Source organism: Microbacterium immunditiarum, from assembly GCF_013409785.1.
Taxonomy (GTDB): domain Bacteria; phylum Actinomycetota; class Actinomycetes; order Actinomycetales; family Microbacteriaceae; genus Microbacterium; species Microbacterium immunditiarum.
The window spans coordinates 2,511,604-2,536,847 of record NZ_JACCBV010000001.1 but is presented as its reverse complement, the minus strand read 5'-3'; the positions used below and the strand labels follow the sequence as shown (position 1 = coordinate 2,536,847).

General features: G+C 71.0%; 24 protein-coding genes and 1 tRNA gene. 8 read left to right on the top strand and 17 right to left on the bottom strand.

Going from position 1 to position 25,244, the window contains the following annotated elements:
• The first annotated feature begins 143 nt into the window (after positions 1-143).
• Positions 144-701, top strand: coding sequence for an HdeD family acid-resistance protein (locus BJ991_RS11795; RefSeq protein WP_179490219.1), 558 nt, complete (start codon positions 144-146; stop codon positions 699-701).
• Between the two features lie 58 nt (positions 702-759).
• Here BJ991_RS11795 and BJ991_RS18930 read toward each other — a convergent pair whose 3' ends face one another.
• The 3 genes from BJ991_RS18930 to BJ991_RS11785 all read right to left on the bottom strand — a co-directional run bounded on the left by BJ991_RS18930 (position 760) and on the right by BJ991_RS11785 (position 3,519).
• Positions 760-1,866, bottom strand: coding sequence for an alpha/beta hydrolase family protein (locus tag BJ991_RS18930; protein WP_425487534.1), 1,107 nt, complete (start codon positions 1,864-1,866; stop codon positions 760-762).
• Between the two features lie 125 nt (positions 1,867-1,991).
• Positions 1,992-2,753 (bottom strand): TolB family protein, encoded by a 762-nt coding sequence (locus BJ991_RS18925; RefSeq protein ID WP_425487533.1) that lies wholly within the window; start codon positions 2,751-2,753, stop codon positions 1,992-1,994.
• A 1-nt stretch (position 2,754) separates the two neighbouring features.
• On the bottom strand, positions 2,755-3,519 hold the full coding sequence (locus BJ991_RS11785) for an SDR family oxidoreductase (RefSeq protein ID WP_179490217.1): 765 nt from the start codon (positions 3,517-3,519) through the stop codon (positions 2,755-2,757).
• Positions 3,520-3,641: 122 nt separating this feature from the next.
• On the opposite strand from BJ991_RS11785, the gene BJ991_RS11780 reads away from it, so the two are divergent.
• From BJ991_RS11780 to BJ991_RS11765, 4 genes are all read left to right on the top strand, one after another.
• Entirely contained in the window at positions 3,642-4,160 is a 519-nt protein-coding gene (locus BJ991_RS11780; RefSeq protein ID WP_179490215.1) for an NfeD family protein, read from the top strand.
• Positions 4,157-5,371 carry an SPFH domain-containing protein gene (locus tag BJ991_RS11775; RefSeq protein ID WP_179490213.1) on the top strand — a complete coding sequence of 405 codons (1,215 nt, stop codon included), beginning with the start codon at positions 4,157-4,159 and terminating at the stop codon, positions 5,369-5,371. The genes BJ991_RS11780 and BJ991_RS11775 overlap by 4 nt, the downstream gene beginning before the upstream one ends.
• Complete coding sequence (locus BJ991_RS11770) at positions 5,358-6,161, top strand: glycerophosphodiester phosphodiesterase family protein (protein ID WP_179490211.1); 804 nt, start codon at positions 5,358-5,360, stop codon at positions 6,159-6,161. Before BJ991_RS11775 ends, BJ991_RS11770 begins: the two co-directional genes overlap by 14 nt.
• 136 nt (positions 6,162-6,297) lie before the next feature.
• Complete coding sequence (locus tag BJ991_RS11765) at positions 6,298-6,690, top strand: RNA polymerase-binding protein RbpA (RefSeq protein WP_179490209.1); 393 nt, start codon at positions 6,298-6,300, stop codon at positions 6,688-6,690.
• Positions 6,691-6,695: 5 nt separating this feature from the next.
• Here the strand turns inward: BJ991_RS11765 and lnt are convergent, their stop codons facing one another.
• From lnt to BJ991_RS11720, 9 genes are all read right to left on the bottom strand, one after another.
• Complete coding sequence (lnt, locus tag BJ991_RS11760) at positions 6,696-8,300, bottom strand: apolipoprotein N-acyltransferase (protein ID WP_179490207.1); 1,605 nt, start codon at positions 8,298-8,300, stop codon at positions 6,696-6,698.
• Positions 8,301-8,321: 21 nt separating this feature from the next.
• Positions 8,322-10,820: a DEAD/DEAH box helicase gene (locus BJ991_RS11755; protein ID WP_179490205.1), complete on the bottom strand. Its 2,499-nt coding sequence runs from the start codon at positions 10,818-10,820 to the stop codon at positions 8,322-8,324.
• Positions 10,817-11,578 carry a twin-arginine translocase subunit TatC gene (gene tatC / locus BJ991_RS11750; RefSeq protein WP_179492756.1) on the bottom strand — a complete coding sequence of 254 codons (762 nt, stop codon included), beginning with the start codon at positions 11,576-11,578 and terminating at the stop codon, positions 10,817-10,819. The genes BJ991_RS11755 and tatC overlap by 4 nt, the downstream gene beginning before the upstream one ends.
• Positions 11,579-11,643: 65 nt before the next feature.
• Positions 11,644-11,901 carry a Sec-independent protein translocase subunit TatA gene (gene tatA, locus BJ991_RS11745; protein WP_179490203.1) on the bottom strand — a complete coding sequence of 86 codons (258 nt, stop codon included), beginning with the start codon at positions 11,899-11,901 and terminating at the stop codon, positions 11,644-11,646.
• 85 nt (positions 11,902-11,986) lie between these two features.
• Positions 11,987-12,952, bottom strand: coding sequence for a helix-turn-helix transcriptional regulator (locus BJ991_RS11740; RefSeq protein ID WP_343048736.1), 966 nt, complete (start codon positions 12,950-12,952; stop codon positions 11,987-11,989).
• The gene (locus BJ991_RS11735; protein WP_179492752.1) at positions 12,949-13,890 is read right to left on the bottom strand and encodes a helix-turn-helix transcriptional regulator; all 942 of its coding nucleotides are present in this window, start codon (positions 13,888-13,890) and stop codon (positions 12,949-12,951) included. The genes BJ991_RS11740 and BJ991_RS11735 overlap by 4 nt, the downstream gene beginning before the upstream one ends.
• Before the next feature lie 120 nt (positions 13,891-14,010).
• Positions 14,011-14,970, bottom strand: a complete 960-nt coding sequence (locus BJ991_RS11730; RefSeq protein ID WP_179490201.1) for an FKBP-type peptidyl-prolyl cis-trans isomerase — start codon at positions 14,968-14,970, stop codon at positions 14,011-14,013.
• A 40-nt stretch (positions 14,971-15,010) separates the two neighbouring features.
• Positions 15,011-16,054, bottom strand: coding sequence for a tRNA (adenine-N1)-methyltransferase (locus BJ991_RS11725; protein ID WP_246301088.1), 1,044 nt, complete (start codon positions 16,052-16,054; stop codon positions 15,011-15,013).
• Positions 16,051-16,731 carry an HAD family hydrolase gene (locus tag BJ991_RS11720; RefSeq protein WP_343048734.1) on the bottom strand — a complete coding sequence of 227 codons (681 nt, stop codon included), beginning with the start codon at positions 16,729-16,731 and terminating at the stop codon, positions 16,051-16,053. The genes BJ991_RS11725 and BJ991_RS11720 overlap by 4 nt, the downstream gene beginning before the upstream one ends.
• Positions 16,732-16,851: 120 nt before the next feature.
• Here BJ991_RS11720 and BJ991_RS11715 point away from each other — a divergent pair, with 120 nt between their 5' ends.
• Positions 16,852-17,718, top strand: coding sequence for a PAC2 family protein (locus BJ991_RS11715; protein ID WP_179490198.1), 867 nt, complete (start codon positions 16,852-16,854; stop codon positions 17,716-17,718).
• 22 nt (positions 17,719-17,740) lie between these two features.
• On the opposite strand, the gene BJ991_RS11710 is transcribed toward BJ991_RS11715, so the two are convergent.
• The 5 genes from BJ991_RS11710 to BJ991_RS11690 form a co-directional block, all read right to left on the bottom strand.
• Positions 17,741-18,571: an undecaprenyl-diphosphate phosphatase gene (locus tag BJ991_RS11710; RefSeq protein ID WP_179490196.1), complete on the bottom strand. Its 831-nt coding sequence runs from the start codon at positions 18,569-18,571 to the stop codon at positions 17,741-17,743.
• A 69-nt stretch (positions 18,572-18,640) separates the two neighbouring features.
• Positions 18,641-19,936 carry a M20/M25/M40 family metallo-hydrolase gene (locus BJ991_RS11705; RefSeq protein WP_179490194.1) on the bottom strand — a complete coding sequence of 432 codons (1,296 nt, stop codon included), beginning with the start codon at positions 19,934-19,936 and terminating at the stop codon, positions 18,641-18,643.
• A 116-nt stretch (positions 19,937-20,052) separates the two neighbouring features.
• Positions 20,053-20,137, bottom strand: a tRNA-Leu gene (locus BJ991_RS11700).
• Positions 20,138-20,217: 80 nt separating this feature from the next.
• Entirely contained in the window at positions 20,218-21,330 is a 1,113-nt protein-coding gene (locus BJ991_RS11695; RefSeq protein ID WP_179490192.1) for a VIT1/CCC1 transporter family protein, read from the bottom strand.
• A 133-nt stretch (positions 21,331-21,463) separates the two neighbouring features.
• Positions 21,464-23,359, bottom strand: a complete 1,896-nt coding sequence (locus BJ991_RS11690; RefSeq protein WP_246301086.1) for a DEAD/DEAH box helicase — start codon at positions 23,357-23,359, stop codon at positions 21,464-21,466.
• A gap of 120 nt (positions 23,360-23,479) precedes the next feature.
• Between BJ991_RS11690 and BJ991_RS11685 the strand changes: the two genes are divergently transcribed.
• Both BJ991_RS11685 and BJ991_RS11680 read left to right on the top strand, forming a co-directional pair.
• Positions 23,480-24,373 carry an SGNH/GDSL hydrolase family protein gene (locus tag BJ991_RS11685; protein WP_179490189.1) on the top strand — a complete coding sequence of 298 codons (894 nt, stop codon included), beginning with the start codon at positions 23,480-23,482 and terminating at the stop codon, positions 24,371-24,373.
• Between the two features lie 6 nt (positions 24,374-24,379).
• Positions 24,380-25,204 (top strand): TrmH family RNA methyltransferase, encoded by an 825-nt coding sequence (locus BJ991_RS11680; protein WP_179490187.1) that lies wholly within the window; start codon positions 24,380-24,382, stop codon positions 25,202-25,204.
• Positions 25,205-25,244: the final 40 nt, after the last annotated feature.

Below are 25,244 nucleotides of genomic sequence, written 5' to 3'. Positions count from 1 at the left end.
GCTCCGGCGGACCGATGCGCGAGGGCACGTTGAGACGAGGCGGATGGCACGACACACGCGCTGACCCTTGCCTGCTCTCCCGGCGGCGGGTCTAGTCTGAACCCACAAACCTTCTCAGGGAATTCCCAGAAAAGAGGTCGTGAATGTCCACCGCATCCGCAGCCGACAGAACGGCAGTCAACGGCATCCGCACCGCCCTCGGCGTCGGCGGCGTGCTGGCCGTCATCGTCGGCATCCTCATCCTCGCTTGGCCGGCGAAGACGGCGATGGTCGTCACCGCGATCATCGCGATCTACGCGATCGCCGCGGGGCTCGTGTACGCGGGCCTCGGCATCTTCTCGAAGCAGAAGGGCGGCTGGGCGCGCATCGGGCACATCCTGCTCGGAGTGCTGTTCATCATCGCGGGCATCGTGGCGCTGTTCAACCTCGGTGCGACGACGGCGTGGCTGGCGGTGTTCCTCGGGATCCTCGTCGGAATCATGTGGATCGTCGAGGGCATCGTCTCGCTGTCGACGCTCGGCGACGCCGCCTCGAAGGGCTGGACGATCTTCTTCGCGATCCTCAGCATCATCGCGGGCATCATCCTGCTCTTCTCGCCGGTGTGGGGCGTCGCAGTGCTGTGGTGGCTCCTCGGCATCGCGCTGATCGTGCTCGGCATCCTGAACATCGTCCGCGCGTTCCGCTTCGGCAAGGCCGCCTGACCCCGAACGGCGATGGGCCCCCGGAACCGAGCGTTCCGGGGGCCCATCGCATGGGTCGTCAGGATCCGGTGTTCACCGGCAGCTTGCGCTCCCACCAGTCGATGATCGCCGCGAACCGCTCGACGCGGTGGCGGGGCTGGCCAGACCGCGAGAGCTCGTGGTTCTCACCGGGGAAGATGAGCAGCTCCGCGTCGACGCCGTTGCGCACGAGTGCGCTGTAGTACCGGGTCGCCTGCTCGAGCGGGCACCGGAAGTCGAGCTCGGAGTGCAGGACGAGCGTGGGCGTGCGCACCTGGTCGACGACCGCCATCGGGCTCTGGCGGGCGATCGCGTCGGAGGCGACCCCGACGTACTCGTCTCCGAAGAACGAGCCGATGTCGCTCGTTCCCTGGAACGACGTCGGGTCGAGGAACCCGCGCTCGACGATCGCGCCGGCGAAGCGGTGGTCGTGCCCGATCACCCAGGCCGTGAGATAGCCGCCGTACGAGCCGCCCATCACGCCGACGCGGCCGCCGTCGAGCGCCGCGTCGGATGCGACGGCGCCGTCGAGGAAGTCGAGGACGTCGGTGAAGTCCACGGTGCCCATGGCCTGACGGATGCTCCGCCCGTGCTCGCGCCCGTAGCCGGCTGAGCCGCGTGGGTTGCAGTATACGACCGCGTACCCGGCGTTCACGAGCACCTGCGTCTCGTCGAAGAGGTGCACGCCGTACGAGGCGTACGGGCCGCCGTGGATCTGAAGGATGACGGGGAACGGCCCCTCGCCCTCGGGCTTGGCGATCCACCCGTGGACGGGGTAGCCGTCTCGCGCGTCGACCGTGGTCTCGGCGGGAGCGACCATCCCGGCCGCAGCGGCGCGGGCGCCGAACGCCGTCAGCACGCGCGGGGCGGCGCCGCCGTCGACGAGGAAGAGCTCTCCGTACGACTCGGGAGTCGCGGCGGCGGCGACGATCCGGTCGCCCGCAGCGTCATGGCCGCCCACCTCGACGTCTCCACCGAGCACCTCCGTCACCGCACCCGAGCGGGTGACGCGCAGCAACCGCACGCGCCCGCGCGTGCGGTCCTGCACGAGGAAGTCGTCGCCGAGCGGGGTGATGTGGCTTCCGACCTCCCCGAGGTCGATGGTCTCGGCATCCGTCACGCGCCGCGGACCGTCGGTCTCGAGCACCCACAGCGACGTGATCGGCGCGACGAAGTCGACGCCTGCGGGACCGACGTCGTCGCCGAGGAACGCGATCGTGCCGTCGTCGGCGACGACGACGCCGCCGATGCCGAGGTTCGCGTCGCGACCGATCAGTTCGCGCTCGCCCGAGCCGTCGGTGCGGACGGCCAGGAGCGGCGTGCGCAGGTCGCGGCGCGCGCGCTCGATCTCGTCGACGGTCGTGAGGATTCGTCGCCCGCGAACGCGATACCCGAGTGGGATCGGTCGCCGTGCGTGAGCTGTGTCGCCTCGGCGGCGACGATCTGGTTCTTCGGGGCCTCTTCGCCGTCGGGGACGACCGCGGGCGCCGGTTCGTAGAACGGCTCGGAGTCGGTCTGCGGCGCTGCCACGACGAAGACGTGAGCGGGGCGGTCGGCGAGGTAGCCGAGACCGTTGGCGTGCCAGCGGACGCCCGTGATGCGGCGCGGCGCCTCGGCGTTGGCCTCGAGTCCCTCGACGGTGCCGTAGCGGCCCTTCTCGGGCACACGGGCCGTGAAGCCGAGCAGACTCCCGTCGGGAGACCAGTCGAAGTCGCCGACACCCAGCGGGGCATCCGTCACCGGCACGGGCTCGCCGCCCGTCGCGTCCACGACGAACAGCTGCGGCTTGCCCTTGGCGTCGCCGCGTGTGAACGCGATGCGCGCGCCGTCGGGAGACAGACGGGGCGCGGCGTCGGCCTTGCCGCGCGTCAGGCGGCGGGGCGTGCCGTCCGGAAGCTCGACGCGCCAGAGCTGACCGACGTTGCTGTTGGCCGTGAGGTCGGGGCGCGACGTCGCGAAGGCCGCGTACGAGCCGTCGGGGGCGATGGCGGGCCGGCCGACCGAGATGAGGGCTTCGATGTCTTCGGCGCGCATCTCACTCCCCCGTGAACGAGCTGACGTCGCCCACGAGGCGGGTGTTGTCGTCGGGGATCGGGTCGATCGCGGCCTGCGCGACCTCGGCCGCGAACTCCGACACGTTGTAGAGGCGTCCGGCCGACTCGCGGCGCGACGCGATCGCACCGGGATTCGCGCGCTCGAGGAGCGTCGCGGTGATCGTGCCCTCGATCATGTCGCCTGAGACCACGACCAGTCCGATGCCGCGCTCGGCGAGCTCGGGGATGCGCTCGCGCAGGGCGTCCTCGCCCGCGCGCTTGGAGAGCGCCACGGGCTCGTACTCGGGCATCGTCGGCGTCGTCCGGATGAAGTGCGCCTGGTGGCTCGTGACGAACACGACGCGCGAGCCGTCGTGCAGCAGCGGCAGGGCCGCATCGAGCACGCCGAGCTGCGCGTCGCGGTTCAGCCGCAGCGCGTAGTCCTCGCCCATGCCGGACTCCATGCCGCCCGAGGCGTTGAGCACGAGGACGTCGAGGCCTCCGAACGCGCGCTCGACCTCCGCGAACATCGCGCCGACCGAGTCCTTGTCGGTGAGGTCGGCGCCGACGACGAGCACCCGCACCCCCAGTTCGCGCAGCTCGTTCGCGAGCTTCTCGGCGCGCGGCGCCTTGTTGCGGTAGTTGATGATGACGTCCGCGCCGGCCTGCGCGAGATAGCGCGCGGTGTCGGCGCCGATGCCGCGCGACGACCCGGTGACGAGGGCGGTCTTGCCGCGCAGCGAGTCGGGGGCCAGAGGCTGTGACATGGGGCACTCCTGGGGAATCGGATGCCGCGGCACACCGCGCCGGGCGGTCTCGACCCTATCAAGCGGCGTTCGGCTCACCGCCGGTGTTAGTGTTCAAGCAAGCCGACCGGACGGGAGGGGCGATGCTGCCGGATCTCACGCAATACACGTGGATCGCATGGCTCGTCCTGGCGCTGCTGTTCATCATCGTCGAGCTGCTCACGCTCGAGTTCACGTTCCTCATGCTCGCGGCCGGCGCGCTCATCGGCGGCCTCGGCGTGTGGCTGCTCGGCGGCCCGTGGTGGCTCCAGATCGCGGTCGCCGCGACGCTCTCGGTCCTCCTGCTCTTCACGATCCGGCCGCTCCTGCTGCGCACCCTGCGCCGCAGCTCCGCGCTCGTCAAGACGAACGTCGACGCGCTGCCGGGCCTCGGGGCACGTGTGACCGCGCGCTTCGTCGACGGGAACGGCTCCGTGCGCCTCGACAACGGCGAGACGTGGACGGCGCAGATCGCCCCCGGTCACGAATCGGCTTCGCTCGACGTCGGCGATCGCGTCGTCGTCGCCGCCGTCAAGGGCGCGATCGTCGAGGTCGAGCCCGCACCTGCTCCGTCTTCCTCTTCGCCTGCTCCCCCCGCACCCGACGAAGGGCTCCCCACATGAACACCGTCGATCCCGGCGCCTTCATCGGCCAGATCTTCATCGTCGTCCTGCTGATCGTCCTGGCGATCTTCGTGATCGTCGTGATCTTCCGGTCGATCCGGATCATCCCCCAGGCGTACGCGGGCATCGTCGAGCGACTCGGCCGCTACCAGCGCACGCTGCAGCCGGGCCTGAACCTCCTCGTGCCGTTCATCGACCGGCTTCGTCCGCTCGTCGACATGCGCGAGCAGGTCGTGTCGTTCCCGCCGCAGCCTGTGATCACCGAGGACAACCTCGTGGTGTCGATCGACACGGTCGTGTACTTCCAGGTCACCGACGCGCGCGCGGCGACGTACGAGATCGCGAACTACCTGAGCGCCGTCGAGCAGCTCACCACGACGACGCTCCGGAACGTCGTCGGCGGCCTGAACCTCGAAGAGGCGCTCACGAGCCGCGACGAGATCAACGGCCAGCTGCGCGTCGTGCTCGACGAGGCGACCGGCAAGTGGGGGCTTCGCGTCTCCCGCGTCGAGCTCAAGGCGATCGATCCGCCGCTGTCGATCCAGGACTCGATGGAGAAGCAGATGCGCGCCGAGCGCGACCGCCGCGCCGCGATCCTGACCGCCGAGGGCACCAAGCAGTCGGCGATCCTCCAGGCCGAGGGTCAGCGGCAGGCCGAGATCCTGCGCGCCGAGGGCGACAAGCAGGCGGCGGTCCTGCGCGCCCAGGGTGAGGCCGAGGCGATCGAGACGGTCTTCAACGCGATCCACGTCGGCGACCCCGACGACAAGCTCCTCGCGTACCAGTACCTCCAGACGCTGCCGAAGATCGCCGAGAGCCCGTCCAGCAAGCTGTGGATCATCCCGAGCGAGTTCACCGAGGCCCTCAACGGCATCGGGCAGGCCTTCGCCGGACGAGCGACCGGCAGCGACGGCGGGGTATCCGACGCGCGCGCACCCCGACGCTCGCGGATCGGCGCATCGGACTCGACGGCCGACGAGGCCCTGGCGGCGGCGCACGCGGCGGCGCATGCCGCGGACGAGATCGCGAGCGAGGCACGCGCCGACGTGAGCGGCAGGCTGCCCGAGGCGCAGTCGGACGCACCGGCCGCTCCCCCGGTCCCGCCCCTTCCGCCCCTTCCGCCGGTCCCGCCCGTGCCGCCTGCCCCCGCCACAGGCGACGACACGGACGGCCCGAACGACACGAACCGACAGGCGGATGCCGGGGCCTGAGCGCCCGGACCCAGGGGCGCGGCATCCGTGGTTCACCGCCACCGACGCGCCGCGTGTGCTCGCCCACCGAGGTCTCGTCGTGCCCTCCGACGCGCGCGACGGCGTCGTCGAGAACTCCTTCGCGGCGGTCGCTGCTGCGCACGCGGCCGGGGTGACCTACGTCGAGTCGGACTGCCATCTCACCGCCGACGGAACAGTGGTGCTCTTCCACGACGAGAGCCTCGTACGTGTCACGGGCGACCCCCGCGCCGTCGCGGAGGTGACGACGCGCGAGCTCGAGAGCCTCATGGAGTCGCGCGGCGGCCTCATCACGCTCGAGCAGGCGCTCGACGCGTTCCCGAGCCTGCGGTTCAACCTCGACGTCAAGGCAGCGGATGCCGCGACCGCCGTCGGCCGCATCGTCGCGAAGCACGGCGATCGCGTGCTCGTGACGAGCTTCTCGGACGCCCGACGGCGTGAGGCGCTGCGCACGGCGGAGGCGGGTGGCGGCATCCGTCCCGCGACTTCCCCCGGCACCGAGACCGTCGCACGCGTCCTCTCCGCCCTCGCCGTGCGCTCGGAGCGGCTCGTTCGCCGCACGCTCACCGGCGTCGACGCACTGCAGATTCCGGAGCGCCGGGGCGCTCTGCGGGTCGTGACGCCGCGCCTCGTTGAGGCCGCTCACCGGCACGGAATCGAGGTCCACGTGTGGACAGTGAACGACCCCGCCGACATGCGGCGCCTCGTCGCGATGGGCGTCGACGGAATCGTCACGGACCGCGCCGACATCGCGCTTGACACGCTGTCGTGAGAGGGCCGCTCGTCCGGCTGTACGTCCACTGTGAAAGGCCCGGTCGCGGGCTGTGAAAGCCCCCGCCGAGGCCCCCGTTTGGAGTATCCGCACAGGTCGCTTCGTTATACCTCTATAGCGACGAGAGGACCACACAATGGCAGACCGCAGCCTGCGCGGCATCCGGATCGGCGCCCAGAGCTTACAGAGCGAAGAGGGCGTCGTCTTCCACGAGCGCGCACAGCACATCTACTCGTGCACGTCGTGTGGACGTGACACGACTTTGACTTTCGCAGCCGAGGCCGAGGTGCCCCAGACATGGGAGTGCCGGACGTGTGGCGCCGAGGCGCTTCTGCGCATCGGCGACAAGACGGCGTCGGTCGACCACAGCGACGACAAGGCTCCGCGCACCCACTGGGACATGCTGCTGGAGCGTCGCACCATCCCGGAGCTCGAGGAGCTCCTCGAGGAGCGTCTCGCCTACATCCGCGCGCGTCGCGGTGCCGGCGAAGACGTCACCAAGGAGTCAGCCGACCGCATGACCGCGTGACGCGGTCACATCGGCTCTGAGACGCCGGTCCCTTCGGGGGCCGGCGTTTTCGCGTTCGCGCGCTGGCCCGCTGCGATGACGCCCGCGACGACGGCGAGGGCCGCGACGCTCCCCCACTCGAGCACCGCCTTGATCCACGGGCCGGCGACGACGGCGGGAGTGAGCCCTGTCCGCAGCTCGACGTCGGTGAGCATCGCCCCCGGCTCGTCAGCCGGCAGCGAGTCGATCGTCGTGCCGTCCGGGGCGATCACCTGGCTCGTCCCCACCGTCGAGATGTTCACGACCGAGCGGCCGGTCTCGATCGCTCGCAGTCGCGCGACGGCGAGCTGCTGCAGGTTCTCGTCGGTGCCGCGGAAGTCGGCGTTGTTCGTCTGGAAGAAGTACACGTCCGCGCCGTCGGCCGCGCCTTCCCACACGAGCGCGTCGTAGATGACGTCGAAGCAGATCGCGAGGCCCGCGCGGAACCCGTCGAGCTCGAACACGGGTGGGTTGACTCCGGGCGTGTAGTCGCGACCGATCATGTCGATGAGGTCGGGAGCGATCCCCCGGTAGAACGCGCGGTCGGGCACGTACTCGCCGAACGGCACCGGGTTGCGCTTGTCGTACCTCTGGGTCATGCCCTCGCCGGCGACCCACACGAAGGACGTGTTGAAGAACTCCTCGCCCTCGAGGCGCACCATGTTCGCGACGAGCGGCGCGTCGAACGAGCGCGAGACGCGATTCAACGCGGATGCCGCGACTGCCGAGTCTCGCGGATCGAGGTCGACCGAGCCCTCGGGCCACACGACGGCGTCGACGCCCTCCTCGCCGAACAGGGGCTCGGTCGCGTCGAACTGCGACGCGAGGACGTCGCCCCGCTGCCGAACGTCGAAGTACCCGGCCGGTCCGTTGCCCTGGACGCTCACCACGCGGATGTCGCCCTCCGGCGTCGTCTGCCATGCGGGGATGACCGCGAGTCCGACGAGCATCACGACGACCGCGCCGATCGGGATCACTCCCGCGCGGACGATGATCGCCCGCGACCGCCACGTCGTCATGCGCACGACCTCGATCACGACGGCCGTCAGGCCCACGACGAGGAACGAGAGCCCCGCCGTGCCGATCCACGAGACCACCTCGATGAGCGGCCCGCCCACCTGGCTCGTGCCGACCCTCCCCCACGGGAACCCGCCGTAGGGGAAGCCGCCCGTGACCTCCTCACGGGCCGTCCACAGCCCCGCCACGATGGCTGGGAGCACGGTCAGGCGCGCCCACCGCGTCGGCAGCACACGCGGAATCCAGCGATACGCGAGGGTGATCAGCAGTGCCCCGACGGCGACGAACAGGGACTCGAACACCGAGAGCGCGACCCACGGAAGCGGCCCCACCCATCGCGCCGTGAAGTCGACGTTCATGAGGTAGAACGCGACTCCGAACACCACGCCCACGAGCAGCGCGCCGCCTGCCGTGCGTCCGATGAGGCTCACGAGGGCGAGCGCGACCGCCGGGAACGCCATCGGCCACCACCCGACCGACGGGAAGGCGACGTCGAGCAGCAGCCCGCCGGCCGCCGACGCGACGACGGCGGCCCACAGCGGCAGGACCGGTCGCTCGGGCGCGGAGAGGGGCACGGATCAACCCTACGGGCGCGGTCAGACGGTCGTGTACGCGACGATGCCTCGGCGCACCGCCTCGAGCGCCTGGCGCGCCTTCGTGGCGACGGGCTGCTCGGCGACGAGCGAGAGCTGGTCGAGCAGGTCGATGGTCTGCTTCGCCCACCGCACGAAGTCGCCCGCCGCGAGGTCGGCCTCGGTCAGGACTCGGTCGAGCGGCATGCCGCGCGCCCACGAGTGCATCGCGAGCGCGAGGCCCGTGCCGAGCGGCTCGGATCCCGGCAGGCGGTGATCGCGCTCCAGGTCGTCGAGCTGCTGCCACAGCGTCTGCGTGTCGGCGAGCGCGCGCCGGAAGGGTCCGCGCGGGAGCCCGTGCTCACCCGGACCCGCCTCGTCGCGGCGCGGCTCGTACACGATGCAGCACGCCAGCGCCGCGAGCGATGCGACGTCGAGGTCGGACCACGTGCCGAGCCGCAGCGACTCGGCGACGAGCAGGTCGCGCTCTCCGTAGATGCGCCGCATCGTGCGGCCCGCCGGCGTGAGCGTCGTCGTCGCGTCGTCCGCGACGCGGACGTAGTCGAGCACCTCCAGCACCTCGACGACGCGGTCGAAGATCCGCGCGACCGTGCCGGTGCGCGTGTCGATCTGCTGCCGCAGGCGGTCGATCTGGCGCTTCAGCTTCCAGTACCGCTCCGCCCAGCGCGCGTGGTTCTCACGGTCGGGGCATACGTGGCACGGGTGCCGCTGCATCCGCTTCCGCAACGCGGCGATCTCGCGCTGACGCTTGTCGCGTGTCGCGCGGTTCGCGTTCGCGTCCTTGCGGTTGAGCTTCTCGAGGTCGCTGAGCTCGCGCCGGATGCCGGAGTACTCGGTGAAGTCGCCGCGGTCGCACGTCATCGCCTTCTCGTAGCCCGCGAGCGATTCCTCCTGCTCACGCACTTGACGCGCGAGTCCGACCACCGCCCGGTCGGCTTGGAACTGCGCGAAGGAGGACTCGAGGATCTCGCGCGCCCGTGCGCGGCCGAACTGGTCGATGAGGTTGACCGCCATGTTGTAGGTCGGCCGGAAGCTGGAGTTCAGGGGGTACGTGCGGCGGGAGGCGAGGGCGGCGACGGCCTGCGGATCGAGTCCCTCGGTCCACTGGATGACGGCGTGGCCCTCGACGTCGATGCCCCGCCGACCCGCTCGGCCGGTGAGCTGCGTGTACTCCCCCGACGTGATCGCGACGCGCGCCTCGCCGTTGAACTTCTCGAGCTTCTCGAGCACCACCGTGCGCGCGGGCATGTTGATGCCGAGCGCGAGCGTCTCCGTCGCGAACACGGCCTTGACCAACTTGCGCTGGAACAGCTCCTCGACGACCTCCTTGAACGCGGGAAGGAGCCCCGCGTGGTGCGACGCGACACCGCGTTCGAGGTTGTCGAGCCACTCGTAGTACCCGAGCACGGCGAGGTCCTCGTCCAGGAGAGTCCGCGTGCGCTCCTCGACCGTCCTGCGGATCTCGCGCCGCTCGTCGGGAGTGGTCAGTCGCAGGCCGGCTCTCCGCGCTTGCTGCACCGCCCCGTCGCATCCGGCTCGGCTGAAGATGAAGAAGATCGCGGGAAGCAGGTTCGAGCGGCGCAGCAGCTCGACGACGTCCGGACGGTCGAGCCGCTCGACCCGCCGCACGTTCGCGGATCGGACGGGTCGCTTGCCGCCCCGTTGCGGGCGACGTCGCGCCGCGTCGTAGCCCGCGTGGCGCGCGCTGGAGAGCGACTGGGCGCGGCGGTTGTTCTCGTACAGGGGCCCCTTGAAGGAGCGGATGCGCATGAGCTCCTGGTTCACCTGTGCCGTCGCGACGCCCGCGCGGTCGTCGAAGAGCGGGAGCAGGTCGCCGCGCACGAGCACGTGCTGCTCGAGAGGCACCGGCCGCGTCTCGGACACGATCACCTCGGTGTCGCCGCGCACGGTGTCGAGCCAGTCGCCGAACTCCTCGGCGTTGGAGACCGTCGCTGACAGAGACACGAGCCGCACGCTGCGCGGCAGGTGGATGATGATCTCCTCCCACACCGCGCCGCGGAACCGGTCGGCGAGGTAGTGCACCTCGTCCATCACGACGTAGCGCAGACCCCGCAGCGCCGGCGAATCGGCGTACAGCATGTTCCGCAGCACCTCGGTCGTCATGACGACCACGCGCGCGCTGCCGTTGATGTTCGTGTCGCCCGTGAGCAGACCGACCTCGTCGGCACCGTACACGTCCTGCAGCTCGCGGAACTTCTGATTCGACAGGGCCTTGATCGGCGTCGTGTAGAACGCCTTCGTTTCGGGCTCGCGCATCGCGAGGTGCACGGCGAACTCGCCCACGATCGTCTTGCCGGCGCCTGTGGGAGCGGCGACGAGCACCCCGCGCCCCTCCTCGAGCGCACGGCACGCCTCGAGCTGGAAAGGGTCCAGCTCGAACGGCTGCGACGCGGCGAACGCGGCCGCGATCGGGTGGTGCCGGTCGCCCTCCGCGGATTCGCGCGCCCGCGCGTAGCGCTCGGCAGGACCTGGGTCGGTCACGGCGCCCCGTCGCCGGGCAGGAGTGCCGCGTCGCGCTTGGCACGTCGGCGGTCGAAGATGAGCGAGACGGATGCCGCGGCGAAGAACAGCACCACGAGGATCCCGGCCAGCAGGAGCATGCTCACGACGTCTGCCGCCGGGGTCGCGAGGGCCGCGAAGATGCACGCGACCAGCACTGCGACCCGCCAGCCCTTGAGAATCGCCTTGCCCGAGATGATGCCCGCGAAGTTCAGCGCGACGAGGAAGACGGGCAGCACGAACGAGACGCCCACCACGATGAGGAGCTTGAAGACGAAGTCGTAGTAGTAGGCGGCGTCGAAGAACGACGCGGCGCCCTCGGGCACGAACGATGCCATGAGCTCGACGATGTGCGGCATGACCACGAGGCCCACGTAGCATCCGGCGAAGAAGAGCGGGATCGCCGCGGCGAGGAACCCGACCGTGTAGCGGATCTCCTTCCGGGTCAGGCCGGGCATGATGAACGCCCAGATCTGCCACATCCAGATCGGAGCCGACAGGAGCAGGCCGATCGCGAACGACATGCGCAGCCGCAGGTCGAAGGCCGACGTCACGGTCGTGAACATGAGCTCGACCTTGCTGCGCTCGTCGGACGTCTCGGCGATCGCGCGGATGGGCTCGGTGATGAGCCAGATGACCGGGTCCGTGATGAAGAACGCGACGACCATTCCCGCGACGACGCCGATCGCCGCGATCATGATGCGCTTGCGGAGCTCGACCAGGTGCTGGCCGAGCGACATGCGCTTGTCGCGCCGTGGGACGCCGGACTCTCCCACGCGCGGCGGTCCTGCCGTCGCCACGGCCGTCAGGACTTGGAGTCGGAGGTTCCGCCCGCGTCGGTGCGCACGTCGGCTGCCGGAGCCTCGGTCGAGGCGGCCGAACCGCTCGCGTTCGTGGCGGCGGGCGCCGCGTCGTCGTCCTTCATCGCCTTCATCTCGCCCTTGAACACGCGGGCGGACTGACCCATGCTCTTCGCCAGCGCGGGGAGCTTGGCCGCGCCGAACAGCAGCAGGATCACGGCGAGGATGATCAGGAAGTGCCACCCTGTGAGGCCTTGCAGCATTGTCGATTCCTTTCGGCGGGTCCGCTGACAGTGTAACCCTCCGCCCGTATCGGCGGCCGAGAGGCCTGGTCGACTCGCCGGGTGTTCAGTTGTACTGCGCGAGGCCGGCTTCGGCCCACGACCGCGCAGCGGCGCGCGCGCCCGCGGGCTCGAGCACCTCGACGGCGCCTCCGCGACGGGCCGCGAGCCGTTTGAGGCTCTGCTCGTCGGCGATGCGCATCGTGGCGACCGACCACTCGCCGTCCGTCTCGACGCGCGCGCGGTCGAGATAGTCCCCGAGAAGCGGGGCGACGGATGCGGGGAACCGCACGCGCGCGACGATGTCGCCCTTGCCCTCCTGGAACCAGTCGGGCACCGGGTCGTGCCCGTGCTCGATCGCGATATCGGTGAGCTCGATGTCGCTCACGCGGTCGAGGTGGAAGGTGCGCATCGCCTCGCGCAGGTGGCACCAGCCCTGCAGGTACCACTGGCCATCGGCGATGTGCACCTTGACGGGGTCGACCGTGCGCGTCGTGGGCGGGGCATCCGGCGCCTTGTAGGTGAACGAGACCGCCACGCCCTGCCGGACCGCGCGCGCGACCGCGTCGCGGACGGCGTCGACCGGGGCGGAGGCGACGATGACCTCCGCGGGCGCGCTCGACGCTCCGCGGGAGAGCTTGCGCAGGAGTCCGGTGAACAGGTCGGTGTCGCCCACGCCCGGGATCGAGCGCGCGAGCTGGAGGCCCGTGAGCAGAGCGGCCGCCTCGCGCGCCGTCAGCCGCGGTGCGCGCTCGAGGCCGACCGCGTTCGTGATGACGATGACGTCCTGCTCGTCGAGGAGGTCCCAGTCGATGTCGAAGAGGTCGTTCGGCATCTGCCAGTACCCGCTATCGCCCGGCAGGCCGATCATCGGCAGCTTCTCGACCATCGAGCGCATCTGCTGCGGCGTGACCTCGAACTCGTCGGCGGCCTCGGCGATCGACACCTCGCCCTTGGAGATGAGGTACGGCACGAGCTGCAGCATGAGGGCGGCGCGGTCGGTCGCGACGAGCGGCTGGCGGCGGGCGGTCACTGCGGATCTCCTTCGAACGCTCCGTGCACCTCGGCCGTCGCGTGCAGGCGCCGGATCACGTGGTCGCGGAGGTCTTCGGGCTCGACGACGCGCACCTCGGGACCGTACGACGCCAGCTCGTCGGCGAAGATGTTGATGTCGACGTAGTGCACGTGGATGCCCTGCTCGGCGGGCTCCGCACGGCGGCTGAGCCGCAGCGCGGCCTCGGAGCCGGGGTTCACCTCGAGCAGGGCCCTGTTGCGCGCGGCGACCGCGTCGAGGCCGGCGAGGGCACGGTCGCCGGCTCCCTCGCGCAGCTCGCGCGCGAAGCGCTGCCGCGTGATCGTGACGTCGCCCACGACGCGCGCCAGCAGGAACGTGCGGTCGGCGTCCATGTCGAGGTCGTTCGAGAACAGGTGCCACCGGCCCTCGAACTCGACGAGGGCGAGCGGCTGCACATGGCGCATCCGCGGTTCCGCCTCGCCTGGCTTGAGATAGGGGAAGGTCACGACGCGGCAGTGCTCGATCGCCTGCTGCAGCGGACCGAACGACGGCTCGCGCACGCTGATCCGCGGCGTGTAGCCGATGATCGGCTCGTCGACGTCGATCCCGAGCGCCCGGATCTTGCGGAGCCCCGTGCGGGCGTCGGCGGACATCGAGCTCTCGCCCCACACGGTGCCCGCGAGGTTCAGCAGCGCGACCTCGGCGGGTGTGAACGTGATGTCTTCGGGGAGCTCGTACTCGGTCGTGGGAACGCGGTAGCGCGCTTCGCGGAGATCGTCGGGATCTGCCCAATCGCCGATCGTCTCGATCGGCACGCCGAGCGCGCGCAGGCTCTCCTTGTCGCGCTCGAACATCTTCTCGAGGGCGTCCTTGGACGCGCCCGACTCGTACTGCTCGCGGTAGCCGGCCACCGACGTGAGGATCGTGTCCTTCGTGAGCCCCACGTCGGTCGCCATGAGGGCGACGACAAGGTTCACGAGCCGCTCATCGGGCGGGCTCTTCACGGCGACTTTGGCAGGCACTCCCTCATCTTAGGCGCCGGTGCGGCGCCCTTCCGGGGTTTCGCGGAGCGCGTTCTACTCGGCCGGAGCCGCGTCGATCCCGAGGATGTCGAACACGAACACGAGGGTCGAATCGGCGGGGATCCCGGACCGCTCCTCTTCGCCGTAACCGAGGTCGGGTGGCACCACGACGAGCACCTGCGAGCCCACCGTCGCGCCCTCGAGCGCCTCGGCGACGCCGGGCACGAGCGAGTCGAGCGTGAGCGATGCCGGCTCGCCGTCCCACGTGGTCTGGAACACCTCGCGGTCGGCCCACGTGAGGCCCGTGTAGTGGGCGCGGAACGGCGCATCCGACGACACGGCCTCGCCGTCGCCCTTCTTGATCGTCTGGACGACGAGGTCCGAGGGCGGTGCTCCGTCGGGGACGATGATGCCCGGGCGGCCGTTCGGCGCGCGGACGACGGAGGGGACGCCCCGATCGGCGTTGAACTGGTTGGCGCCGTCTGCGCGAGGCAGGAACACCTTGCGCACGTCAACCACGAGCACGGCCGAATCCTCTTCGGACATGCCGAAGCTCTCCGCAGCCTCGGGCGCGACGTCACCCGGCGGGAGCGCGGCGACGATGCGCGAGCCCTCGGTCGCGCACTCGACGATGCGGTCGAACGTCGGGAACGTCTGCTCCCACCGCGAGAGCGCGAACGCCCGCGACAGATCGCCGTCGTACGGCGTCGAGACGATCTCCTCGCCGGTCTCGGCGCTGATGACCGACACATCGACCACGGCGACCTGGTCGACCGTCGTGATCGGGGCGCCCTCACCACGCACGACGTCGCCCACGACGAGCTCGTCGGTGTGGAGCGGCGTGTAGACCTTGACGCGTGGCACGTCCTCCTGGTCGCCAGTCACCGTGACCAGGTTCGCCACCTCGGGATCGGCGGACGGGCGTGGGCACGCGTCGGCGGCGGACTGGGAGCAGCCGGTCAAGCCGACGGCGGCGAGGGCGACGACCGTGAGGGCAACGGGGATCTTGCGCACCGGAACAGTCTAGGCGGCATCGCGCGCCGCCCCTCACGCCCTACTCGGCCCGGCCATCCTCATCGGCCGCGGCCGCCTGCCGAGCACCCTCCGCGGCGCGCCGCGCCTCGCGCACGCGCTTGCGAAGGTTCTTGTCGGTGATCTCGCGGTCTCCGACGGCACCGGGCGTCCACAGCTCGACGTCCTCGTCGCTGTAGCTGGACTTCGACGCACGGCGCTTGCGCTCGGGCGGGATCGCACCCGGAGCGAGGCGGCGCGCCCACAGCAGGAACCCGGTGTGGGCCACCATCCGGTGGTCGGGGCGCACCGCGAGGCCCTCGACGTGCCATCCGCGCACCATCGTCTCGCTCGCGTCGGGCTCGGTGAACAGGCCGGTTGTGCGGATGTACTCGGCTACGCGGCTGAGCTGCGTCGCCGTCGCGACGTAGCAGACCACGACCCCGCCCGGCGTGAGCGCGTCGGCGACGGCGTCGATGCACTCCCACGGTGCGAGCATGTCGAGGACGACACGATCGACGGATGCCGCGCCCACCGTCTCCGGGAGCGCCTCCACGAGGTCGCCGACGACGACGTCCCAGTTGGCGGGCATCTCGCCGAAGAAGGTCTCGACGTTGGCCTTCGCCACGTCGGCGAAGTCGGCACGCCGCTCGAACGAGACGAGGCGTCCGGATGCGCCGACCGCCCGCAGCAGCCACAGCGACAGGGCACCCGAGCCGACGCCGGCCTCGACGACCGTCGCGCCGGGGAAGACATCCGCCTCGGCGAGGATCTGCGCCGCGTCCTTCGGGTACACGATCGCGGCGCCGCGCGGCATCGACATGACGAAGTCGCGCAGGAGGGGCCGCAGGGCGAGGTACTCGTGCCCGCCGCTGCCTTCGACGACCGAGCCGTCGGGCACGCCGATGAGCTGCTCGTGCCGCAGCACGCCGTGGTGGGTGTGCAGCTCGCCGCCGGGGCGGAGCGTGATGGTGTGCAGTCGGCCCTTCGGACCGGTGAGCTGCACGCGGTCGCCCACGCGGAACGGGCCGCTCGGGCGGGATGCGGGGTGGGGCATCCGGTTCTCGGTCAGCGGTTCGTCGGTCATCGGCGGACTCCTCTGAAGTGAGCGCCGTGCAGCGCGGCGATGTCGTCGGCGGTACGGCCCGAGAGCGTGGGCCACAGCGCGTGGGCGCCCGCGCCCTCGAGGCCGATGATGTTCGGGACGCCGATCGCGACCGCGCCTGCGGCCACCGCCGAGCGCAGTCCGTTGGGCGAGTCCTCGATCGCGATCGTGTCGGCGGGGTCGACGCCCAGCAGCTCGCTCGCACGAAGGTACGGGTCGGGGAACGGCTTCGGGCGGGCCACCTCGTCGCCCGCGACGATGATGTCGAACGCCTCGAAGTCGATGAGGTCGACGACCGACTGCGCCATGCGGCGCAGCGACATCGTCACGAGCGCCGTCGGCACTCCCGCGTCGCGCAGGCTCGCGAGCAGCTCGCGCGCGCCGGGACGGAACGGCACGCCCCTCGTCGTGAGCTGCGCGAGGACGTCGTCGGTGAGGCGGTTGACGATGTCGTCGACCGGCATCCGCACACCCGCGTCCTGGAAGATGCGCGCCGCGTCGTCGAGGCCCAGCCCCACCAGTCGGAGCGACTCCTCGTGCGACCACGACCCGCCGAAGCTCTCGACGAGCGGCGTCTCGGCGGCGATCCAGTACGGCTCGGTGTCGACGAGGGTGCCGTCCATGTCCCACAGGACGGCGGCGGGAAGGCGGGGATTCACCGCTCAATCCTAACGAGGGCCGCTCGGGGCCGACCGGCCGCACGGCAGCGGCCCCGTCCTCGGCCTCGACGCCTATCCTGGAACTGACCGACGGCGGGTGCCGCGGTCGGAGGGGGTCGTGTGGACGGACTGGGACGCCGAGTGCTCGTCGCCGCGTTCGACGGATGGAACGACGCCGGTGAGGCCGCTTCGTCCGCCATCGCGCAGCTGAAGACGAGCGGATCGTACGAACCCGTTTTCTCCGTCGACCCCGAGCTGTACTTCGACTACCAGTACACGCGCCCGCACGTCGAGATCGACGGCGAGGGACGGCGCCGGCTGAAGTGGCCCGAGGCCACGATCCATCGCCCGGTGCATGCGACGCGCGGCACCCAGCTGTGGCTGCTCACGGGAGTCGAGCCCGCGCGTGCGTGGCAGGCGTTCGCGGGCGAGCTCATCGACGTCGCGCTGCGCGAGGACGTCACGGGGTTCGTGAGCCTCGGCTCGATGATGTCCGACGTGCCGCACACCCGCCCCATCTCCGTGTTCGCGGGCAGCGACAGCGAGAAGGTCCGCCAGTCGCTGGATCTCGAGCGCAGCACGTACGAAGGACCGGTCGGCATCCTGAGCGTCCTCTCACACGCCGCGGATGCCGCGGGCATCCCCTCGGCGAGCCTGTGGGCCAGCGTCCCGCACTACGTCGCGGGCCACACGCCCTCCCCCAAGGCGACGCTCGCGCTGCTGGACCGCCTCGAAGACCTCACCGGGGCGCCCGTCGATCGCGGCACGCTCGCGACCGATGCCGCCGCGTGGGAGGCGTCGATCGACGCCGCGGCCGCCGACGACGAGGAGATGACGGAGTACATCCGCCAGCTCGAGCGCACGCGTGACACGTGGGACTCGCCCGAGGCATCCGGCGATGCCATCGCCCAGGAGTTCGAGCGCTACCTGCGCCGACGCGGCGACGGGCCCTCCAAGCCCGGCCGCGACGACCCGCCGCGACGCTGACGTCCCGCACCGCGCGACCGGCTCACAGCGGCTGGAGCACCCCCACGCTCAGCAGCACGAGGATCGTCGAGCCGAGCGCGACGCGGTACACGACGAACGGCAGGAAGCTGTGCTTCGAGATCCAGCTCATGAAGAACGCGATCACCCCGAGCGCCACGAGGAAGGCGACGGCCGTTGCGACGGCGGTCTCTCCGAGCGTGAAGACGCCCGGCTCGTCCCAGCTCTTGAAGAGCTGATAGAAGCCGCTGCCGAACACGGCCGGGATCGCGAGCAGGAACGCGTACCGCGCGGCCGCGGCCCGCTCGTAGCCCATGAGCAGGCCGGCCGTGATCGTGCCGCCCGAGCGTGACACGCCGGGGATGAGGGCGAGCGCCTGCGCGAACCCGTAGACGATGCCGTGCGGAACGGTGATGTCGTGCAGTCTGCGCCGCTTCGCGCCGATGTGGTCGGCGATGCCGAGCAGCACGCCGAAGAGGATGAGCATGCCGGCGACGAGCCACAGTGACCGGAAGACGGTCTCGATCTGGTCCTGGAACAGCAGCCCGAGCACGACGATCGGGATGCTGCCGATGATGATCAGCCACCCGAGGCGCGCGTCGGGATCGCTGGGCGGGATGCGTCCGAACAGCGCCTTGAACCACGCGCCGATGATGCGCACGATGTCACGCCAGAAGAACACGACGACGGCCGCCTCCGTGCCGATCTGCGTGATCGCGGTGAACGCCGCGCCCGGGTCCTCGGCGCTCGGCAGGAACTCGCCCACGATGCGCAGGTGCGCGCTCGACGACACGGGGAGGAATTCGGTCAGGCCCTGGACCAATCCCAGGATGATCGCCTCGAACAGATGCTGCATGCACGCCTTTCGGTGCGGGATGCCGCGGGCGGGGCATCCGTCGTGTCTGGTCGCTCGGGGCGACGTGAGTCAGTAGGTGCGGAGGAGGTCGGTGAGGACAGTCTTGCCGAACACGAGGGCGTCGATGGGCACGCGCTCGTCGACGCCGTGGAACATGCCGGTGAAGTCGAGGTCGGCGGGCAGCCGCAGGGGTGCGAAGCCGAAGCCCGCGATGCCCAGGCGCGAGAGCGCCTTGTTGTCGGTGCCGCCGCCCATGAGGTAAGGGATGACGGGCGTGCCGGGGTCGTGCCGGCCGAGGGTCGCGACCATCGCGTCGACGAGCGGGCCCTCGAACGGCACCTCGAGGCCGACGTCCTGCACGACGACCTCGACCTCGATGTCGTCGCCGACGACGCGCCGGATGTCGGCGAGCGCCGCATCCTCGGTGCCCGGGAGCACGCGCACGTCGATGAGGGCCTCGGCGCGGTCGGGGATCACGTTGTGCTTGTAGCCGGCGGTGAGCCCGGTCGGGTTGGTCGTCGTGCGCAGGGTGGAGCGGATGAAGCCGGATGCCGCGCCCGTCGCGTCGGCGAGGGCGTCGGGATCGTCGGCGGATGCCCCGGTGAGTGCCGCGAGCCCGTCGAGGAGCTCGCGGGTCGTGTCGGTCAGCCGCACGGGCCACTCGGTGCGGCCGAGTGCCGTGACGGCCTCGGAGAGCCGCGTGATCGCGTTCTCGGGGTGGTAGCGGCTGCCGTGGGCGGCGACGCCCCGAGCGACGAGGCGGAGCCAGATGAGGGCCTTCTCGCCCGTCTGCAGGAGGTAGGCGCGCCGACCTCCTGCGGTGATGGAGTAGCCGCCGACCTCGCTGATCGCCTCGGTCGCGCCCGCGAACCACTCGGGGCGGTCGCGCACGACGAGAGCGGAGCCCTCGACTCCCCCGTTCTCCTCATCGGCGAAGAACGTGAGGATCAGGTCGCGCTCGGGCTGCGCGCCCGCGCGAAGGATGTCGGCGACCGACGTGAGGATCATGGCGTCCATGTCCTTCATGTCGACGGCGCCGCGGCCCCACAGCATGCCGTCCCTGATCTCGCCTGCGAACGGGTCGACGCTCCAGTCCTCGGCGATCGCCGGGACGACGTCGAGGTGGCCGTGCAGCACGAGCGCCGGCTTCGAACGGTCGCGTCCCGGAACGCGCGCCATGACGTTGGTGCGGCGTGGGATCGGCTCGTAGAGCTCGGGCGTCAGCCCGATCGACTCGAGGTAGGCGCCGACGTACTCAGCCGCCTCGCGCTCGCCCTTCGAGCGGCCTCCGCCGTAGTTCGTGGTGTCGAAGCGGATGAGGTCTCGCGCGACCTCGACGACCTCGGGAAGGGGGGCTTCGGGCATGCGCTCCAACCTATCCTCTCGACGGCGAAGGCCCCCGAAGTCGTGGGGGCCTTCACTGTCGGGAACGAGCATTGAAACGAGATCTGGGCCCCTCGAAAGGGGCCCAGATCTCACTGTGCGCGAGGGGGGACTTGAACCCCCACGCCCTATACGGGCACTAGCACCTCAAGCTAGCGCGTCTACCTATTCCGCCACCCGCGCGAGGTGGTTTTCGGTTTCGCAACCGAGGATCGACGATATCACGTTCGGCGGCTCGGAACGAATCGAGCGGCCCGTCCCGGTCAGCCCAGTGTGACGCCGAACAGCAGACCGAGCGCGTAGGTGACGGCTGCGGCGCCGAAGCCGATCCCGAGCTGGCGCAGGGCGCGCCGCAGGGGCGGCCCTCCGGAGAGGAGTCCGACCGTCGCGCCCGTCAGCATGAGGGCGGTCCCCACGAGCACGAGGGCGGTGATCACCGCCGCGAGACCGCTCAGACCGACCATCCACGGCAGCACGGGGATGATCGCGCCGGAGGCGAAGAAGAGAAAGCTCGAGATCGCCGCTCCCCACGCTCGCCCGACCACCTCGTGGTCGTCGGGAACGCCGACGGGGCTGGTGATCGCCGGGGCGGTCTCGATGCCCTGGGCGACACGGATCACGCGGCGGGCGCGGGCTGTGGCATCCGCTTCGCTCATCCCCCTCGCCCGATAGACGAGAGCCAGTTCGTTCGCGTCGAGGTCGAGGTCGCTGAGCGCGTGGTGGGCGTCGTCGTTCGGCTCGGTCGCCGACAGCAGCTCGCGCTGCGACCGCACCGACACGAACTCGCCCGCCGCCATCGACAGGGCGCCGGCCAGCAGGCCCGCGATGCCGCTGAAGAGCACGAACTGAGACGCGACGCCGGTCGCGCCGATGCCCATCACGAGCGCGAGGTTCGAGACGAGACCGTCGTTCGCGCCGAACACCGCCGCGCGGAAGGTTCCGGACAGGCGGCGGCGTCCGCGAGCGGCGAGGGTGCGGATCACCTCGCTGTGGATCTTCTCGTCCGCCGCCATCGCCGCCGTCGCGAACGGCTCGTCGTCATAGGGCGACCGCCGCTCGGCGTTCTGCGCGAGGGCGAGGACGAAGATCCACCCGAAGCGTCGCGCCATCCAGCCGAGGACGACCGTGTCGAGGCTTCGCCGAGGGAGGCGCTTGGGCTCGCCGCCGAGGAGTGCGAGCCAGTGCGCCTCATGGCGTCCCTCGGCGTCGGCGAGGGACTCGAGGATCGCGCGCTCCTCCCCCGTGCGCCGGCTCGCGAGCTGGCGGTACAGGCGCGCCTCGGCACGCTCGTCGACGAGAAACCGCGCCCACCGCCTGCGGTCGCGGGCGCTCGGCGCGGGCGTCGGCGCGGGAGTCTGTGCGGCGGGCGCGCTCAAGTGGTCCTCCTATGAGGATTCTGTGTCCGGGGTTGCGTCCACGCTAGTCCCGGGCACGGCTCGGACTCCCGGAATCTCGCGGATTGACAGCATTTCGGGCCTCCGAACGGGCCCTCGGGATCGCGGGGGTGGCTCAGGAGTGCACGCGCTTCCGAAGCACGTCGATGCGCGCCTGCAGCTGCGCGACGGTCGCCTGCGCCACGGGCGGCCCGCCGCAGATCCGGCGCAGCTCGGCGTGCACGGCGCCGTGCGGCTCGCCCGACTGACGGGCGTACAGGCCGACGAGGCTGTTGAGGAGCTGCCGCTGCTCCTTGAGCGTGCGGTGGAGCGCCTGAGGCGGCACGGGCTCCGCAGGGACGCCCGGAGCGGACTGGCGGGCCTCGCGCGCCTTGCGGTGCCTCCCTTGCCGTACTTGTCGCTGCATGAGGAGCTCGTGCACGTGCTCGGGCTCGAGGAGCCCGGGCAGTCCGAGGAACTCCTCCTCTTCGGGCGTGCCGGGCACGGCGAGCTGGCCGAATTCGCGGCCGTCGTAGAGCACGCGGTCGAAGTGCGCGGCGGATTCGAGCGCCTGGAACGCGAACTCCTCGGTGAGGGCGTCGGATGCGTTGTCCTCGCGCGCCGCCGCCGCGAGCAGGTCCTCCTCGGCGTTCCAATCATCGTCGCCGTCCGTGTCGCGGTCGAGCGCGTGATCGCGCTGGCGCTCGAGCTCGTTCGCAAGGGCGAGCAGTTGCGGCACATTCGGCAGGAACACGCTCGCGGTCTCGCCGCGCCGGCGCGCCCGCACGAAGCGGCCGATCGCCTGCGCGAAGAAGAGCGGCGTCGAGGCGCTCGTGGCGTAGACGCCGACGCACAGACGCGGCACGTCGACGCCCTCCGACACCATGCGCACCGCGACCATCCAGCGCGACGTCCCCTGCGAGAACTCCTCGATGCGCGACGACGCCTCCGCCTCGTCGGAGAGCACGACCGTGGGTGCCTCGCCCGTGATGCCCCGCAGGACCTCGGCGTACGCCCGTGCGGCGGTCTGGTCCGTCGCGATGACGAGGCCGCCGGCATCCGGCACCTGCTCGCGCACCTCGCTGAGGCGGCGATCCGCCGACCGGAGCACGGCAGGGATCCACTCCCCCGCAGGATCGAGCGCCGTGCGCCACGCCTGGGCGGTGACGTCCTTCGTGTTGTCCTGCCCGAGCTGCGCCTCCATCTCGTCACCGGTCTTCGTGCGCCAGCGCATCGAGCCGGCGTAGACGAGGAAGATCACGGGCCGCACGACGCCGTCCTCGAGCGCCCTCGCGTAGCCGTAGCTGTAGTCGGTGCGCGAGACGCGGATGCCCTTGTCGTCGGGGTGGTACTCGACGAACGGGATCGGCGCGGTGTCGCTGCGGAACGGCGTGCCCGACAGCAGCAGGCGCCGGGTGGCTCGCGCGTAGGCCTCGCGAAGGGCATCGCCCCAGCTCAGCGCGTCGCCGCCGTGGTGCACCTCGTCGAGGATCACGAGCGTGCGCGCGTCGAGCGTGAGTCGCTGATGGACGGATGCCTTGACCGCGACCTGCGCGTACGTCACGGCGACGCCATGGAAGTGCCGCGCGGGCGCGACGTGGCGGTTGCTGAACGCGGGATCGAGCCGGATCGAGACGCGGGCCGCGGCATCCGCCCACTGGGTCTTCAAGTGCTCGGTCGGCGCCACCACGACGATCCGATCGACCACGCGCCGGCGCAGCAGCTCACTCGCGAGGCGGAGCGCGAAGGTCGTCTTGCCGGCGCCCGGGGTCGCCGCGGCGAGGAAGTCTCGGGGGCCCGCACCGGGACCGTCCGGACCGTCGAGGCCGAAGTACAGGTCCAGTGCCTCGGCCTGCCACCTGCGGAGGCGCTGCGCGGTGCCCCAAGGGGCGCGCTGCGGGAACGACGGCGAGAGGTGCTCGGCGGCGAAGGATCCGATGTGACGGATGCCGCGGTCGGCGCCATCCGCATGTCCGAGATCAGGCGACTCGGTGTCGGTCGCGCGCTCGGCGACCAGCGCCTCGTCGTCCATCGACGCCCTCCCCTCGTCTCGGCACAACGAGTCACCACGATAGACGAGCCCGGCGACGCCTCGGCGCCGACGTCCGCCGCGCGGGCTAACCTCGTAACCGGCCACAAGCGAGGAAGACGAATGACGACCGAAGACGATCCGCGCACTCCGTACGTCGCGAACGCGCAGCCGCACCCCTGGCGCCGCTACGTGGCCCTCGGCGACTCGTTCACCGAGGGAATCGGCGACCCCGAGCCCGACAGCCCGGGCGGCCACCGGGGATGGGCGGACCGAGTCGCCGAGGTGCTGTCGCAGCAGGTCGACGACTTCGCGTACGCGAACCTCGCGGTGCGCGGCAAGCTCATCGCGCAGATCGTCGCCGACCAGCTCGAGCAGGCGCTCGAGCTGAAGCCCGACCTCATCACGTTCTGCGCGGGTGGCAACGACGTGATCCGCCCCGGCACGGACCCCGACGAGATCGCACGCCAGTTCGAGGATGCGGTCATCCGGCTCGGCAGCTCGGGTGCGACCATCGTCGCGTTCACGGGGATCGACACGAACTTCACGCCGGTGTTCCGGCCGTTCCGCGGCAAGATCGCGATCTACAACGAGAACCTCCGTGCGATCGCCGACCGTTACGACTGCATCGTCGCCGACCAGTGGGCGCTGAAGGAGATCCAGGATCCGCGGTTCTTCGACGACGACCGCCTCCACCTGAACTCGCTCGGCCACCACGAGGTCGCCCGCATGGTGCTGCGCGCGCTCAACGTGCCGAACGACCTCCAGCCGATGCAGCCCGATCCGCTGCCGCGCCGCACGTGGCGCGCGGCGCGCGCGCACGACCTCGTGTGGGCGCGCGAGCACCTCGTGCCGTGGGTGCTGCGGCGCCTGCGCCACCAGTCGTCGGGCGACAACATCACGGCGAAGCGCCCGTCCCCGCTGCCGATGACGCTCGCCCCGGGCAGGAACGACGACGCGCCTCTGCCCACCGCAGCCGCGGACGACACGGCCCCCGCGCGCGACGACCGGGCGTAGGGCGACATGCCCGTCGTGCGCGTCGACGACCCCGCCGATGGGCGGCTCGCCGACTACCGCGATCTGACGGATATCGCGCTGCGCCGCGCGCTCGAGCCCGAGGGCGGGCTCTACATCGCGGAGTCGTCGAAGGTCATCTCGCGAGCTCTCGAGGCGGGCCACACGCCACGATCGTTCCTGGTGCAGGACAAGTGGCTGCCCGACATCGAGCGTCTGGCGGCGCCGCATCCGGATGCCCCGATCTTCGTCGTGCCGTCCGAGGTCGCCGAGCACCTGACGGGCTACGTCGTGCACCGCGGCGCCCTGGCGGCGATGCACCGGCCGCCGCTCGCGTCGGTCGGCGAGATCGTGAAGGGCGCGCGCATCGTCGTCGTGCTCGACGACATCGTTGACCACACGAACGTGGGCGCGATCTTCCGCGGGGCGGCCGGGCTCGGCGCGGACGCGGTGCTCGTGAGCCCCCGCTGCGCGGATCCGCTGTACCGGCGCAGCGTGCGCGTGAGCATGGGCACGGTCTTCCAGGTCCCGTGGACGCGCATGCCCGAGTGGCCCGTCGCGCGCGAGCTGCTGCACGAGGCGGGGTTCCGGCTCGCGGCGCTCGCCTTGGCGGATGACGCCGTGCCGCTCGACAGGTTCGCCGCGGATGCCCCGCCCAAGGTCGCGCTCATGCTGGGCGCCGAAGGCGACGGCCTCAGCCGTGCGGCGCTCGATGCGGCGGATGTCATCGTGACGATCCCGATGCGCGGCGGCGTCGACTCGCTCAACGTCGCGGCGGCCTCGGCGGTCGCGCTGTGGGAACTGGTCGGCGCGGGTGGGCGCGGGTCGGCGTAACATGCCCGAAAACGACGGGACCTAGACTCGCACGCGGAGG